The organism is Bacteroides sp. AM37-9 (genome assembly GCF_003603455.1).
GTDB classification, from domain to species: Bacteria; Bacteroidota; Bacteroidia; order Bacteroidales; family Bacteroidaceae; genus Bacteroides; species Bacteroides xylanisolvens.
This window is the reverse complement of the sequence record NZ_QTNF01000008.1, coordinates 1-16,787: the sequence shown is the minus strand read 5'-3', so window position 1 is coordinate 16,787 and position 16,787 is coordinate 1. Positions and strand designations below refer to the sequence as shown.

The following is a 16,787-nucleotide window of genomic DNA, read 5'->3' as shown; positions in this document are numbered from 1 at the left end:
AAACGTTTTCTATGATTGAAGGTTAGAAAAATTGGGGGATATACTATTATTCTACAACGTTTATAGTCAGTTCACGTACTACTTGACCACCTTGATGGACGTAGTTTGCATTGTTGGCTACGAAGGTAGCGGTGTATGTTCCGGCCTCCTCGTAGGTATGTGAGTATATCTCTAATGATTGCGAGATATTCTTGATGGCTACACCGGCGTCAGGATCGCAGGAACCATTGAGTAAGAGTGGTTCGGAGATTAGCCAACTATTTTTTAGTGTAGTTCCAGCCGCAGAGCTGGATACTATTATTTCCGTCGGTATAACTGTTTTCCAAAATCCGGGTACACCACCATCAACTGCTCCATACTCTCTGTCTTTAACTTTGTCCGATTGCTGGTCACTTTCATTATTTACAATGTTTAGTGGTGTGAAACCTAGATTTTTTGCATAGACAGTTTCTGATTTATTATTATTAAAAGCCAGTTCTATGCGTATATTGTTAAAAGTAAATTTAGGTTGTCTAACAGTACCGTCCTGACCGCCTTTGTAATGGAAAGCAATGGTGATTTGTTTTCCAAGATAAGACGCTAGATTTTTAGTGTATGGATATGATTTAGTATTGCTTTCTACTTTCACCGGCAATTCGTCTGTTGGTATTAAATATGTCCAGTCAAATCCTTCTACAAGTTGCTTATCTGCTTCAAAGTTATTCTTGGCCATTCCCGGAAAATTATCGGAAATGAAAATGTCTAATGCAGTTTGCGGGGTGTTTTTGGGTGGTGCGTCATATTGGGCGATCATATCGAAATTAATTTCACATTTTTCAATATCCTCTATTTGCATCTCTGTCCGATTGCGGAATCTATATTCATGGTCAATTTCTCCACTGAAGAATGTTATAAAATCAGGGTCACCATCAAAGCTGAACGTTACAGGGCTTCCTTTCTTTACAGTCACAGTTTTGCCATCGAAGCTGACATTGCTGTCTGTCACCACACCCACTTCCATTGCTGTTTCTTCTTTTAATTCCTTGTCGCATGAAGCCAGGGATAGTCCGGCAAAAGCGATAGTCATCAAACTTTTATATATTGTTTTCATGTCCTTTTCTTTTTAAAGTTATTAAGAGAATTACCAACCCGGATTATTCGTCTTGATAGCACCGTTTGATCCTATTTCATTGGCAGGAATCGGGAAATAATTGTAAGACTTCGGAATATTGAAGTAAGTATATACATTGATTCCGAACTTCCAGGATTCGTCAGCCTGTGCCTTGTCCACTTGTTCTTGCATCAGTTTGTAATAGTCTCCCCAACGGATCAGGTCGAAACGGCGTGTGTACTCGAAACAGAGTTCCATTGCACGTTCGTCTTTGATAGCTTTGCGGAAGCTCTCTTCATCCAGATTTGCTGCAAGTTTTTTGATTCCTGCACGTTCTCTTACTGTATTGATACATTCATAAGCCAGATCATTAGGACCATGGTTGACTTCATTTTCAGCTTCTGCAATCATCAGCAAAATGTCAGAGTAGCGGAGAAGAGGGAAGTTGATGGAAGTATCGTTTTTGCTCTTCTTGTCTGCTTCATATTCTCTACGATATTTGGCGGCAGCCCTGTTGCGGTTCTTATTGGCATCGTTCTTCGATTCACGATCACCGTAAGTAGAACCCGGCTCTGTTTTACCATAGCTGAAGGATTTGTCCCAGTATTGTTGTTCCACCTCATCTCTTTTTCCTTTTACAAATTCACGACCGTCTACCGGAGTACCTTCTCCTGCTGACTGGGTGTAAGTGAATGGAGCGATGTTCCAGTTGCAACGGTCAATGTCACCGTTTGCTTCATACAATTCGAGCAGTTTAGGAGTATTCCAGATAAAAGCGTATGCATAACCCGGGTCACCTTTACCGGTGATGGATGCTTTGGAAGAAAGATCTTTACCCTGAATACCAATGATATTACCGATTCTACCTTCTGCACGTACATCCGTTGAACGGTTACCTGCAAATTCTACTTCCCAAATACTTTCATTAGCCTTGGCACCATCCTTATTGAGAGCTGTGTTATACTTATCAGAGCAAATGTCGATAAAGAAATCCCAATATTTGGCAGTCAGTGAATGTCCTTCGTTTCTGACTAACTGTGCATAGTAACTCGCTTTCTTGAAGTATTCTGTAATCTCTGCACTTGTCGTACTGTTGGCTAAACCTACTTCCTTGTCGCGCTTAGGTTCGCCGGCTCTGAACATATATACCCGTGCCAACATACCCCAAGCTGCCGATTTGGAAACACGTCCCGGCAAGTAGTTCAAATCTTGGGCGGATTTGAGATCCTCGGCAGAACCGTACATCTCTCTGATGATGAAATCATAGATCGTCTGTTTGTCTGTACGCGGGATGGCGAGGTTATAAGCATCTTCTGTAGAATTAGTTTTGAAAGGTACATCTCCCCAACATTCTACCAAAGTGAAATAATAGAATGCGCGTAAGAAACGGGCTTCGGCTTTGTACTGCTTGCGGGTATCGTCGTTCATATCGGGCACTGCATCAATATTTTCCAGGAAAATATTGGCTCTGTTGATGCCGGAGTATAATGTGTACCACAATGCTGCAACGGCCGGATCACTTGTATTGGCATTGTTACAGATCAACCCACTTTTGTTAGGTCCGCGGTTGGCACCACCATAGTGTCCCAGATCGTCACCTCCTACAAGGTATAAGAATTCATTTCCGTAGAAGGAACTTTGTCCCAGAATGGCATAGGTTCCTGTCAGCCAAGAGGTAGCGTCCGCTTCATTTTTGAAGAAGTTTTCAGGAGTGGTGTATGTCGGGTCTTTTTCCAGGAAATCGCAGGAAGTCAAGTTAAGTCCGACAAGAAGTGATATGATGATTATTTTTATTGTTTTCATATACGTAATTGTTTGAAGGATGATTGATTAAAAACCTAAGTTTATACCAAAACTGATAGAGTAGGCTCTCGGATAAGCGGAGAAGTCCAGTCCCGGAGTCAGTGCGCCTTCACGGATAGATACTTCCGGGTCATAACCGGAATACCCTGTACATGTCCATAGATTTTGACCGGCAACGAATACACGTGCATTGTCTATCTTCCATTTCTTGGTCAGCTGTTTCGGCAGTGTATATCCTAAAGATACGGTTTTCAGACGAAGGAAAGAACCATCTTCGATAATGCGTGTAGAGAACACTTTGTTGGAACCGGAGTCGGTAGCTCTCGGAATATTACTTTCCGGGTTTTCCGGTGTCCAACGGTCTGCATAACTTGCGTACTGGTTCAAGTCACGTGTCTTATTGCTGTTCTCGAAGAACAGGCGGTTGGCATTCAATACATCGTTTCCATACGACCATTGGAAGAAGATGCTTAAGTCAAATCCTTTGTATTCGAAATTGTTGGTAAATCCGCCCGTATGTTTCGGCATACCGTTACCGATCATAGTACGGTCGTTATCGTCGATGATACCGTCATCATTCAGGTCTGCGTATTTCGGCATACCCGGTTGTGTATTACTTTCGGAAGAGAAATACGGAACATTGCGTTTCAGTGTATATGTATCACCTGCTTTGTCGAAATCTTCGTATTTGTATGTACCTTCGTAGATGAATCCGTACATCATTCCCATCGGATAACCCACTTTGGCAATGTAGCTGTATTGGGAGTTATAGTTCTGGTCAAATTTGGCTGCACTCAATAGAGAAGATTGGTTTTCGGCCAGTTCTAATACTTTGTTCTTGTTGAATGCAATGTTAAAGTTAGTGGTCCATGAGAAATGACGGTTCTTGATATTGGTCGTGTTCAATGTGAACTCGATACCTTGATTGCGTACCTTTCCTACATTCTTCATGGCACTGAAATAACCGGAAGAGGTGGGGAGTGCAGTATTCAGCAACAGGTCACGAGTCGTTTTACGATACCAGTCTACGGTTAATCCGATGCGTTCGTCCAGGAAACCTAAATCCAGACCCAGGTTCCACTGTTCGGTAGTCTCCCATTTCAGTTTTCTGTTTCTTAAGGAAGTGGGCACTGTACCTACACTTGTCAGACTGTTTTCGAACGGATATACGCCACTGGGGAGGCTACCGATCGAAATAAAATCTCCGACTTTATCCTTCAATATCTGATATAAAGCATACGTATCATACTCGCCTACACGGTTGTTACCGGTCAATCCCCAGCTTGCTCTTAATTTACCTGAAGAAACAACAGACTTCAATGGTTTCATAAAATCTTCCTCCATGAATCCCCATGCCAATGAACCGGAAGGGAAGTAGCCGAAACGGTTATCACCACGGAATTTGGAAGAACCGTCGGAACGGAAAGAGACCGTTGCATAATACAATGATTTATAGTTATAGTTCAAACGGCCTAGGAAAGAAAGCATAGACCAGGAACTCTTTAATGATTTAGTCGTACTGGGAGTTCCTTCACTCATTCCCGCCATGCCGAGTGCTTCGTTCGGAATCTGTACCGTTTTGTATGAATAGTATTCATAGTCGGAATTCTGCAGGGTTACACCTACCATGCTATTGAAGAAATGCTTCCGTTTGATATTGGTCTGATAGGTCAGAATATTTTCATTCAACCATGTTGCACGTTGAGAATGGTAGATTTCTGCATTTACCTTATCGGATGATTTCGGATTACCATAACGGGTCTTTGAGTTGTTGAATGTTTCCCCTTTGCGGGTATCGAATGTGTAACCGCCTGAAACTTTCAACTTCAATCCTTTGATAAATTCATATTCTGCAAATCCGTTGAACTGGATATAGTTCGCATACGTCTTGCGATATTCGTTTTTCAAGGACATGATAGGATTGAAACGATAATCGTTGGTATTGTTTATCGCGTCGTCCATGATGTTATCCATCAACGAGTTTAATGGTCTGTCCGGTTCGGTCACGGGGCGATATCCCCATACACTATAGAACAGGTTATTCATACCACTGTATGAGTTCTGGGAAGGAGAACCACCAGTGGTTGTAGTGCTTGAATAGTTGGTTGTCAGATAGATTTTCAGTTTCTTCTTTTGGATGGTAGTACCCATACGGCCTTGTACACGTTTGTAGTTTGATTCCAATAAGATACCGTCCTGGTCATAATAAGATAAAGAAGCATTGTAGCGAACTCCTTCCGAACCACCGGTCAGGCTAACATTGTGGCTTTGCATCCATGCGCTGCGGAAGATTTCATCCTGCCAGTTATATTGCGGGATATTCCTATAATCTTCCAGTCCCCATTTCTTACCGTCATAATTCATGAAGTAGGTAGTTTCCATATCTTTGGGACTACGTTCTGCCTGTAGTTTGACGAACTCGTATGCATCCATCATCGGAATCGTTTTGGTGATATGCTGAATACCGAAACTTCCGTCATATTTAATTTTAGGCTGACCGATTGTTCCTTTCTTGGTTGTAATCATCACGACACCATTGGCACCACGGGCACCGTAGATAGCGGTAGCAGAGGCATCCTTCAGGAAATCGAGTGACTCAATATCGTTCTGATTGATGGCTGCGGCTATGGAGGGGTCTTCCACCGGGAAACCGTCAATGACATAAAGAGGAGAGTTGTCCTGTGTCAAAGAGTTGTTACCACGGATGACGATGTTCATCTGTCCACCCGGCATACCTTCGCCCGAACTTACGTTGACGCCGGCAATACGTCCGCCTAATGTCTCGCCGAAAGAAGCAGTCGGAGTGCTAAGAAGTTCTGCCATGCTGGCTTTGGCAACAGAACCCGTCAGGTCTCTCTTGCGTATTTCCTGATAGCCGACTACTACCACTTCGTCCAATGTCTTTGTGTCTTCCTTCAATGTGATAACCATTGGCTTTTGAGTATCCGCCTTTATTTCTACAGTGACATAACCAATGAAAGAAATAACCAATATTGAATTCTTATTGGGCACGTTAAAAGCAAATTTACCGTCAAGGTCAGTGATTGTTCCTTGCGAAGTACCTTTTACCTGAACACTGGCTCCCGGCACTCCTTCTCCTAAGTTATCCTTCACTGTACCTTTAACAAGTACCTGTGCAAGTACAAAAGAAACAGAAAACAAGATCAGTCCGATGGAGGAGAGCATCCTTTTTCTAGTTTGAGTGGATAAATGTTTTTTCATATATTAAAAATTAAGTGATTTTATTGAATCTACGCTTGCAAAGATAGACGGATTGAATATTCTAATATGGATAGAATTATTCAAGATTGGTGCAAAATCATACAATTTTTCTGTTCTCATAAACTATTTCTCTTTTACGGATTCTAATAATTCGGATAACTCTTTCACTATGTCGGGATGTTGTTTTGATACATTCGTTTTCTCCGATGGATCGGAGGATAAATCGTAAAGTTGAGGCTGTTTGTCGTTGCCTAACTCCATTTTCGTCCAATGTTCGATAGCAGGGCCGTCGCTCGGTTCGATGTATTTCCATTGACCTTTTATGATGGCAAGTGTGTTATTGAGATTCTGTTGAACGACATACTCACGGTTTGTATTATTTTTGCCGAGGAGAACGTTCAGATGCTCCTGACTGTCGGGGGCCGCTCCCTTGCGTAAAGGTTGCTCCAAAAGTGAGGCGAGCGATGCATACACATCTATTTGAGAGAAAAGAGCTTGTTGCTTGTTCGGCTTCACCCGGGCAGGCCAACGGACAATAAATGGAACGCGTGTACCCGCTTCGTAAGCGCTGTATTTTCCACCACGGTAGATCCCCATCGGAGTATGTCCGTTGAGAAGTTCATAAGCTTGGTCTTGATAGCCGTCGTCGATAACAGGACCGTTATCGCTGGTAAAGATCAGGATGGTGTTGTCTGCGATGTGGAGGCTGTCCAGTGTGTGCATGATTTCACCGATGGTCCAGTCCAGTTGCAGGATGACGTCGCCACGAGTGCCGAGTCCGCTTTTGCCTGCGAAACGTGGGTGGGGGATGCGCGGTACATGTACGTCTTGCGTACCCATATATAAGAAGAAGGGTTCTTCCTGATGGGATGCAATGAAATTCTTAGCCTTATGAGTGATGATATCGGCTATGTTTTCATCTTTCCAAAGGGCGGATTTTCCTCCGGTCATCCAGCCAATGCGGGGAATACCATTGATAATTGTATTATTGTGTCCCTGGCTGGGTTTTAAGGTTACGAGCTCCGGGTTTTCTTCTCCTGTGGGCCAGTTGCCTACTTTGTGGTTGTAGCTTACGGTGATAGGGTCATTGGGGTCAAGTCCTACGACATGTCCGTTTTCTACAAATACACAAGGTACACGGTCTACAGTAGCCGGAATAATAAATTCGTAGTCGAAACCGATGCTTTGCGCGTTAGGGGTAATTGGGTTGTTAAAGTCGGTTCCACCTTTCGGACCGAGTCCCAGATGCCATTTCCCTACTGCACCGGTTGCGTATCCTGCATCTTTCAGCATATCTGCCATGGTGACGCAGGTAGTGTCGATAATGAGTTCGGAGTTACCGGGAGCGATTCCTGTGTTTTCCTGTCTCCAGGGATACATACCTGTCAGGAGTCCGAAACGGGAAGGGGTGCTGGTGGCAGAAGTTGCATAAGCATTGGTGAATTGTACTCCTTGTCCTGCCAACCGGTCAATGTTGGGAGTGCTCACTTTCGTTGCTCCATAACAACTTAAATCACCAATGCCGAGATCATCTGCAAATATATAAATAATGTTAGGCTTTTGGCTATTCTGCCCATTGCTCTTTTGGGGTGCATGATTGCATCCTGACAGCGTGACGATGCCGGACAATAGGGGAAGTAGACGCGAAACGTTTTTCATAATGCTGAATGTTTTAGGAAATAATGTAATGAACACAAAGATAAGCGAATGGAAGAAAAAGAATGAGTAGGAATGTACAAGTGAAGTACAAAATAGTACACTTAAGAAGTTACCTTCTTTATTCGGGCGAAGATGTCCGGACTAAGAAACCGTTTATATCATAAATTTAGGCACGGATTACACGGATTAACGCTGTTGTTTTCATACTCATCGTTTTTTAATCCGTGAAATCCGTGTGATCCGTGCCTAATAATATAAGATTATTTTGCAAGAGTGCTTGTATAGTTGCCTGCTAATCTGTTTCTTCTCCGTCCCCTTCTTCTTCGCTCTCTTCTCCTTTACGATAAGCCAGCGGACTGACGTGATAAATCTCCTTGAAACATTTACTGAAATAGCGGGAGGAGGAGAACCCAATCCGGTCAGAGATCTCCGTGATATTCAGCTCCGGGTTATTCCTTAACATGACAGCGCCTTTTTTGAGACGTATGCTTAGGATGAAATCATTCGGGGTCTGGCCTGTAACTGCTTTCAGTTTAGTGAATAGGTTCGTACGTGCCATACCCATTTCGCGGGCGAAGATATTAACGTTGAAATCCGTATTGTCCAGATGACGTTCGATAATGGCCATCGCGCGGTCGAGCATCTCCTTATCCATCGGGTTGGTAGCCAACATTTGGGCAAAAGCCTGTGGTTGTTTGCTGAACTTCTCTTGCAATAGCCGGCGGGAATTAACCAGGTTATTGCAGCGGGAAATCAGAAGATTGGTATTAAACGGTTTCGTGATATAATCATCCGCACCAATCTTCAAACCTTCGATATTGTGCTCTATAGCAGTACGTGCGGTTAATAATACCACCGGAATATGGCAAGTGTTAAAGTCCGTCTTGATCTGTTTGCAAAGTTCCGTACCCGACATGCGTGGCATTACGACATCACTTAAAATGATGCTCGGCATATCCTTCTGTATCATCTCTAATGCTTCTACTCCGTCGGAAGCCGTACTAACTTGATAGAATGTTTCGAAAATACCGACTAACATCTGCTTGATAGATTCATTGTCTTCCACTATCAGCATTTTGGCGTCTTCGATACGCTTGTTATCTTCTTCTTTCCATTCCGAATCAGGGATTATTTCTACTGAAGGAACAATAGTCTCTGTTTGCTGGATGGTTTCCGTATCATCTTTCGCTATTTGCTCTTCTGTGAAGTGTTCCTTGCCTAGTTTGAGGGTGATAATGAAACTGCTTCCTTTGCCCGGCTCGCTTTCCACCCGGATTGTGCCGTGATGAAGTTCCACAATACCTTTCGTCAGTGCCAGTCCGATGCCTGTACCGGCTCCGGTATTCAGCGAGTTGAGATGCTCGGTCTGATAGAAACGGTCGAATATCTTATCAATTTCGGCTGCGGCGATACCTGTACCGGTATCTTTTATTTCAATGATGACATGGTCTTTCTCCTGCGATACATTAATCGAAATCGTATCTTCGGCCTTGGTATGCTTCACTGCATTAGACAGCAGGTTGTTTATTACTTTCTGCATCTGCTTTTGGTCATACCACACTTCAATGTCATCCTTTTGTTTGTTGAACTTGAAGTTGATTTGTTTACTGCTGGCGTATTCGAGGAAGAGCAGATAATTCTCATACAGGAAGTTAACCAGGTTGTGCTGGCTTACTTTGATCTTCATGTGTCCCTGTTCCTGTTTACGGAAATCAAGAAGTTCCGTAATCAGTTCCCGTAATTGGAGACTGTTCTTGTAGATTCCCAACACCTTATTATATATATTAGGCGTAAATGTCTGCACCTGCAACAAAGTTTCCACTTGTCCCACGATCAGCGTTAACGGTGTGCGGAATTCGTGCGAGATGTTAGTGAAGAAACGGAGTTTTGACTGGTTCAATGCTTCAAGGTCTTCAATATGCTTCTTTTCGTACTTCAAAGACTCACGGAGTTTGATGCGCGAATTATAGTTCTGAATAAGATACCATAACAGACTGATAGTGACAATGGTATAAATCAGGTAAGCCCACCATGTCTCATACCATGAAGGGAGTACGATAATCAGCAGTCTGGCCTCTTTTATTCCTTCCCTCTGTGATTTGATGACAAGGGTATATTTACCCGGATTCAGGTTTGTATAAGTAATCAGCGTTTGCTTCCGGTAAGTATGGTTCCATTCGTCCGAGAAACCCTCCAGGCGATAGAGAATTTCATCTCTGTTGGCAGGGATGAAGTTGGAAGTGGCATATTCGATGCTAAACATCGATTGATTCGCTTTCAGACTGATTTCCGGAGTATGACAGATCGACTGTTCCAGGATGCCGCTTTCATCTCCCGGAACTACTTCTTTTCCGTTGACAAGCAGGCGGGAAAGAATGATATTATACGATTTAGGAGTGAAATGTAATTTCTTCTCCCAGAAAGAAATCATTCCCTGAATACCGCCAAGGAATACTTCTCCGTCATGTGTCACAAATAGTGCGTTTTCATTGACGGCAGTCAACGGGAATCCATTTTCCGTACCGTAATTATAGAATTTCTTGCTTGGATAGTTGAACTGTGAGAATCCCTGATTGGTAATCAGCAATAAGTCTCCTTGCTGTATGGACGATTCGCATACTTCGTAGATGCAGTCACTGGATAAACCGTCTTTCTGTACGTCAAAGTTCTCGAAGTCATCACTTTCCTTGCGGTAACGGTCGAGACCACTTCCGGAGGTACAGAACCACAAATTGCCGTCGCTGTCCTGCATGATGCTGTTGACATTGTTGTTGCTTAGACTGTTCGGATTGGCAGGATTATGCGGGTAATTAGTTAGTTTATTGCTATCGAACTGATAGGAGTAAACGCCCTCTCCGGTGGCTGCAATCCATAATGTGCCGTCTTTATCAATGCAAAGGCTGGCTACCATGCCAATGCCTCTCCCTTCTTTTGTCTCTTTGAAGAGTTGCTGACAAGTCCCTGTTGCCGGATTGAAAAGACAGACACCATTTTGTGTGGCAACGACCAGTTTATTTTTATATGGCACAATGTCGCGGACAATATCTGAAGGCAGTGAGGTTGGATCTCCCGCTTTCATTCGGTAGGCTGTGAAACGATTGGTACGCAAGTCGAGTTTGTTCAGACCTCCCAAATGTGTACCTACCCACATAATTTCATTATCCTGGTCATAATAGATCGCTTTTACATTATTATGGGAAATACTATTCTTTCCTTCTTCGTGGCGATACCACCGATAGGTGTTATCCTTCCGGTTATACACATTCACGCCGCCGCCTTCGGTACAAATCCACAGGTTCCCGTCCTTATCTTCAGTCATTCTGCCGACGATCGGGCTACTTAAACCTTCTTTTTCTGTATCTCCCGTTTTGTAACGGGTATAGATTTCATATTCCGGGTTGAAGTAATTGACGCCTCCGAAGTAAGTTCCCAGCCAGATTGTACCTTGTTCGTCTTTCACGATGCACCAGATAGAAGAGTGGGTGAGGCCGTCGGGTTTGTCATTATTGGCGGTATAAAGATGGAATTTACCTGTGCTTTTGTCGTATCGGTTCAGACCGTGAAATGTTCCTATCCACAGGTTACCTGCGTTGTCTTCGCAACAACTTCTCACAAAGTCGGAGCAGAGGCTGTTCGGGCTTTTCGGATCGTGGCGGAAGTTTTCGATGCTTCCGTCTTTCTTTATGTGGTAAAGTCCTTCTTCCCAACTGCCGATCCATAACTCCTTGGCAGAATCTTCATAGATGCTGGCGATATTTCCTTTAGTAATAGGTTGTGAAAGCTCCTTGCCCTCCGACAGGCAATAAAGCCCGTTTCTTGTCGTTCCCATCCAGAGGTTCTTCTTTTTGTCCAGATGGATGCAGGATAAAGAGATATTCTTTCCGGCGAGATGGTAGTAAAGATCAAAGTTGCCTGTGCTTTCGTTCAACACGAACACATCTTCTCTTTTACTTATATATAATCTCTCATTATAATAAATAGCATCCACATTGCCTTGCAGCAACGTCTTGAATTTTTGTGTCGTCAGATCAAATTCTGCCACCCCGTCCGTACAGAGCAAGTATACTTTCCCGTTTTTGTTTCCGGTGATGCGCAACACAGTATTGCTGAACAAGCTGTTCGGGTCGTTCTTATTGAGTTTGAAACTTTTAATATCGTTACCGTTATATCGGTTAAGTCCTTCACGCGTACCGATCCATATAATTCCCCGTTCGTCAATATAAAGGCTATTAACAGAGAACTGGGAAAGCCCGTCGTCCGTGGTCAAATGACTGAAAGTGATGTTTTGACCTTGTGTGCGGACTGCGGCTACGCTTAAAAATAGCAGAAATAAAAGGATTGCTTTTCTCACTAATTTATTTTTTAAGGTGTTTACATCTATGCAAATATATTGTTTTTATTCGAAACCACATACCTGCACGCCAGAATATTTAATGAGGGGGCTAATTAATACTTATCAGAAAGAATTGCCTTAAAAGAACACATTCAAAGAACCGAATTAAAGAACAACTTTAAAGAACAAGATTATGGAAAGGCAGATTTTTATTAATGAGATGCAAGCTCGTTTCAATTTAAGAAAACCACGTAGCGAGAAGCCAACCAATCTCTATTTAGTATGCAGAATAAACAACAAACAAGTTAAACTATCTACAGGGGTAAAGATATATCCAGACCACTGGAATGAAAAAAGACAAGAAGCATATATCAGCGTACGCCTATCAGAGTTAGATAATATAAATAACACTATAGTGAACAAGAAAATCACAAAACTAAAAGAATATTTCATCGAATTTAAGCATTATCTTTGTATGCATCCAGACGAGATTGGAGAAAGTATGAAACTATTAAAACAACACATATATAAAGATAGGATGAAGAAAGAATTACAGAAACCCGCAACTTTTATAATGAAACAAATTATAGAAGCAAAGACTTGTGCAGAAAGCAGTAAGAAACAATATCGTTCTAACATAGACAAATTCGAGCGTTTTCTCAAAGAGAATGAAATCCCCAATACATGGGAGAGCATGAATTTAGATACTATCAATCGCTACCAAAAGCAAATCATAAAAGAAAACCCATTGCATCCTCATAACACTTTGCGTAACATAATTAAAGGAACTATATTTAATTTACTAGGGATAGCAGATAAAAGACTGGATATTCCTTTCAAATGGTCTGACAGCAATTTAAACAGTTTTGAGTTCGTGAAAGATAAATCCAACAAAGAATTAGCAGATAACAAAAAAGTTTCATTAACAGAAGAGCAACTGAATAAATTCTACAAGCATATCATCACGGGAACAGAAAGACAAATAAAGAAATATACAGAAATCAGAGACTTATTCATATTACAATGCTTAGTTGGGCAACGAATTGGAGATATGCAAAAATTCTTTAATGGAGATAATGAAATGGATGAAGAAGCAGGAACCATCTCTATTATACAACAAAAGACAAAAGCCAGAGCTATAATTCCACTATTGCCATTAGCCAAAGAAATTATATCTAAATATGAGAATAAAGAATTATTATATTATAAAGAAAGAAAGTCCATTGTCAATGAAGCCTTAAAAGAAGTAGCAGAACAAGCAGGATTAGACGAGCCTATCACTTATGAAGAAAACGGGATTAAACAAACCCAACCTCTTTATAAATTACTGCATACACATACAGCAAGGCATACTTTTATCACAATATTGTGTAGAAAAGGCATCCCCAAGGAAACTGTTATTATAGCGACAGGACATGAAGATACAAAAATGATAGACAAAGTTTATTCTCATTTAAACAGTAAAGATAAAGCAAAGAAAGTCTCTAATGCTTTCAAAAGTTTAAATAATGGCATTTTTAATATGGGCAAGATGGAGACAAATTCTCTCAATGAAGCAAAGCCTACGAACGATGCAACTAATAATATCACCTTCGATACTCTGTTAGATACTCAATTTTTTGCATCTAAAATCAATAAGGCTGTTGAACTACAATCACAGGTAGGGCATTTGAAAAATGGGAAACTGTGTAGTTATGACAATGAAATCACGTCCCTTATAAGCGAGATAGAAAAATTCTCCCAATCTTCCACTTCTGATTCTGATGTGGCAAAACAATATGTGAAACAGTTATCTGTTGGGAAGCAGTCAGATTTGTATGACAGTTTTAGAGAAATGATTATCAAGTGCGTTAAGATTGGTATCAGTAAGGATGCAATTATGCAGTTTATCAATAAGGCTTTGGAAATAGGCTTGTTGGATAATGAAAGATTCACTCATATAAAAGAAATCACTACAGCCTTATTGGATAAAAGGAATCAGGGCTGACAAGTTTTCGAGGAAATCAAGGCTTCTGGTAAGCCTGAACATCATATTCTCCCCGAACAGTTACGACTATGGGGAGAATTTTTGCTTTATCGCATCCTCTACTCGAATATTCCACAATTTCGACTTGTTGTTTGGTGATGCGGTCGGGACTTTATACCTTTGCAATGTGATTGAAAGTCAGAAATGACCGAGTTTCTCATCACCCAGATTCACCACTACAAACCTAAATCTACTTCAAATGAAAGAACTGACCTACGCAGACATTCGTAAAATGGCACTGGAGCACGGTATTAAGGACACAAGGCTTCACATCGGGCTTTGGGCTACTGACCGATACATCAAAAAGCGCAAAATGGTTCAAGGCAAGACCTACACAATCTACCTACCGCATCATAAACAGGAACAGGAATGATTTTTTAGTTCTAACCCTGTTGCCAAGCTAACATAATAAGAGGTATTTTCTTCATAAAACTTTTAAACTAAAGTTTTAAAAGACGCTTCCGCCATAAACTATATAATACAAGACATAACATTTAGATTGCTTGACTATGCTAAGTCAGCGGTAAAGTAATAGGCGTAGTAATACGCTTATTATTTTATTCTTATGGACGAGTTTTTCTTCAAAGCGTCCCTATATAGGAAGAAAAAAATAACCCTACTTAAACTTAATCTAAAGTCAGATATTTCAAATACACAGATTACAATTTTATAAATCTAAGTTAATCTAAACACAATGAAACAAGAAATCATTAATGGTGGCAATGCCCGATATTTGGGCGAATTAGAAAGATTTAAAGATGGTATTCCTTTTGGCATCGTAAACAAGACAAAGACAGATGTAGGTGGCACTTATGTGGCTGCAAATTGCAGTAGCAACTATATTATCGTATGTCCGTTCAAGGACTTGGTGGATAGCATAGCAGCAGATAAGAATAACAGGTATGAAATATTCAAATGTTATGGTGGTGTAAGAGAATACCAGTTCAGGAAATATATCAAAAACAATACCACATATAAGATAGCCGTGACCTATGACAGTCTGCCCAAATTAATTGGATGGTTGAGCAGTACAGAAGGGTGGAAAGTCTTGGTAGATGAATACCATTTAATTTTGGAAGACATGGATTTCAGATATGATGCAATTAATGGCTTGATGGAAGAAATACAGAAGTTCAGGCATTATTCTTTTCTGTCTGCCACTCCAATTGACCTTGACTTTGAGATAGATTTCCTGAAACGGCTTCCACATTACAAAGTCCAATGGAATGGAGTGACGAAAATAACTCCTATTAGATACAAGGTCACGCAATTAACCAAAGGACTGGCTAGATTCATACAGATATTTTTGGATGAAGGCATATCACTCCCAGACATAAACGGCAATGTCAGCAAGGTGGAAGAACTATATATTTTCATCAATTCTGTAACCAGTATCAAGCAGATAGCAGATACGTTGAAGCTGAATCCAGATGATGTGAAGATATGCTGTGCTGACAGGATTAGAAATAACAAACTGTTGGGCGAATACCAGATTGAATCAGTCAGTAGTCCCAATAAGAAGATTAATTTCTTTACAAAGAAATGCTTTCAGGGATGCAACCTTTTCACCAATAACGGGCTGATAATAGTAGCCAGTGACGCATACAGAACACAGACTTTGGTGGATATAAGTACTACTATGGAACAGATAGCAGGCAGAATCAGAATCAATGATGAATACCAGAACATCTTTAGGAATGTGATAGTCCATCTGTTCTCCACCAATAAGAATGTTATGAGCGATGAAGAGTTTGAAATGATGATGCAGGATAAGGAGAAGGAAGCTGACAAGTTGTTAAGCGGATGGAGTAAGTTGGATAAGGAAGAGAGACAGACCTATATTAAGAGGATGAACCTAGACACTGAACTAGTCTCCATCATTAATGGCAAGATGGTGTATAACAATCTGAAAAAGCAATCCTTCATTTATAAGCAGGAACTAAGGAAGACATACAAGGATGGAATCAGCATCAGGGACAGTTTTATGCAATCAGAGAAATTTGAGCTTACCAACCAGAATGAATGGGAGGATTTCAATATAAAACTGGCAAAGGCTATGACTGTCAGTTATGAGCAATTACTAAAAGATTATCTGGATTCCCCTTCTGAATCTTATGAACAGGAATATCCAGAATTTCCACTAATCAAAAGGTATTTGAAGGAATCTGAAATGAATACTCTTAGATGGAACAGGGAGAAGATGCTAAAAGCTGTAGAGGACAAGAAACAGGTAAATAAAGCTCTTTTGGCTATATATCAGCCTGGCTTTATCAGCAATCAGGAATTGAAAGGCAAGTTGAAGGATGAGTTTGGCAGATTGGGAATCAAGTTGTCCCCCAAAGCTACCCTGATAGAGAATTGTACTCTTTACAGTGTGGAGAAGGCAAGCAGGAAGATAGATGGAAAAACTGTTAGTGGGTATGAACTTGGCAAGATGATATTTACCTTTGAATAAGAATCTACCAATATGACAGAACAGGACAAGAATAAAGCTCCAGACCATTAATCAGGTTTGGGGCTTTTTATGTATATCCCCCACCCAAGAATATAGGTACCTGAAATTCATCCCCCCCCTTTTATTGAGGAAGTGTTTTTTATTTAGAGTTTATGCTTTGATAAAGTGAAATATTTAATCTATTAATCCCCTAAAATAA

Annotated in this window: 8 protein-coding genes; 3 read left to right on the top strand and 5 right to left on the bottom strand. The window is 41.1% G+C overall.

From position 1 onward, the window contains the following. Positions 1-46: 46 nt before the first annotated feature. The 5 genes from DW862_RS07570 to DW862_RS07550 form a co-directional block, all read right to left on the bottom strand. Positions 47-1,090, bottom strand: a complete 1,044-nt coding sequence (locus DW862_RS07570) for a DUF5017 domain-containing protein (protein WP_004310354.1) — start codon at positions 1,088-1,090, stop codon at positions 47-49. Between the two features lie 30 nt (positions 1,091-1,120). Continuing rightward, positions 1,121-2,893, bottom strand: coding sequence for a RagB/SusD family nutrient uptake outer membrane protein (locus tag DW862_RS07565; protein WP_120067617.1), 1,773 nt, complete (start codon positions 2,891-2,893; stop codon positions 1,121-1,123). Positions 2,894-2,920: 27 nt separating this feature from the next. Beyond that, positions 2,921-6,079 carry a TonB-dependent receptor gene (locus DW862_RS07560; RefSeq protein ID WP_120067615.1) on the bottom strand — a complete coding sequence of 1,053 codons (3,159 nt, stop codon included), beginning with the start codon at positions 6,077-6,079 and terminating at the stop codon, positions 2,921-2,923. 159 nt (positions 6,080-6,238) lie between these two features. Beyond that, positions 6,239-7,774, bottom strand: a complete 1,536-nt coding sequence (locus DW862_RS07555; protein ID WP_120067612.1) for a sulfatase-like hydrolase/transferase — start codon at positions 7,772-7,774, stop codon at positions 6,239-6,241. A gap of 292 nt (positions 7,775-8,066) precedes the next feature. Further along, positions 8,067-12,125, bottom strand: coding sequence for a two-component regulator propeller domain-containing protein (locus DW862_RS07550; RefSeq protein ID WP_120067610.1), 4,059 nt, complete (start codon positions 12,123-12,125; stop codon positions 8,067-8,069). Positions 12,126-12,300: 175 nt separating this feature from the next. Between DW862_RS07550 and DW862_RS07545 the strand changes: the two genes are divergently transcribed. The 3 genes from DW862_RS07545 to DW862_RS07540 all read left to right on the top strand — a co-directional run bounded on the left by DW862_RS07545 (position 12,301) and on the right by DW862_RS07540 (position 16,588). Then, positions 12,301-14,094, top strand: a complete 1,794-nt coding sequence (locus DW862_RS07545) for a site-specific integrase (protein ID WP_118313787.1) — start codon at positions 12,301-12,303, stop codon at positions 14,092-14,094. 238 nt (positions 14,095-14,332) lie between these two features. Then, entirely contained in the window at positions 14,333-14,506 is a 174-nt protein-coding gene (locus DW862_RS25830) for a hypothetical protein (protein ID WP_165601829.1), read from the top strand. A gap of 321 nt (positions 14,507-14,827) precedes the next feature. Further along, the gene (locus DW862_RS07540) at positions 14,828-16,588 is read left to right on the top strand and encodes a DEAD/DEAH box helicase family protein (protein WP_120067608.1); all 1,761 of its coding nucleotides are present in this window, start codon (positions 14,828-14,830) and stop codon (positions 16,586-16,588) included. The last annotated feature ends 199 nt before the right edge of the window (positions 16,589-16,787 follow it).

Coding starts and splice junctions, on each gene's coding strand:
- DW862_RS07560 (WP_120067615.1), bottom strand. CDS start 6,079: ATGCTCTCCTCCATCGGACTGATCTTGTTTTCTGTTTCTTTTGTACTT.
- DW862_RS07570 (WP_004310354.1), bottom strand. CDS start 1,090: ATGAAAACAATATATAAAAGTTTGATGACTATCGCTTTTGCCGGACTA.
- DW862_RS25830 (WP_165601829.1), top strand. CDS start 14,333: ATGAAAGAACTGACCTACGCAGACATTCGTAAAATGGCACTGGAGCAC.
- DW862_RS07540 (WP_120067608.1), top strand. CDS start 14,828: ATGAAACAAGAAATCATTAATGGTGGCAATGCCCGATATTTGGGCGAA.
- DW862_RS07565 (WP_120067617.1), bottom strand. CDS start 2,893: ATGAAAACAATAAAAATAATCATCATATCACTTCTTGTCGGACTTAAC.
- DW862_RS07545 (WP_118313787.1), top strand. CDS start 12,301: ATGGAAAGGCAGATTTTTATTAATGAGATGCAAGCTCGTTTCAATTTA.
- DW862_RS07555 (WP_120067612.1), bottom strand. CDS start 7,774: ATGAAAAACGTTTCGCGTCTACTTCCCCTATTGTCCGGCATCGTCACG.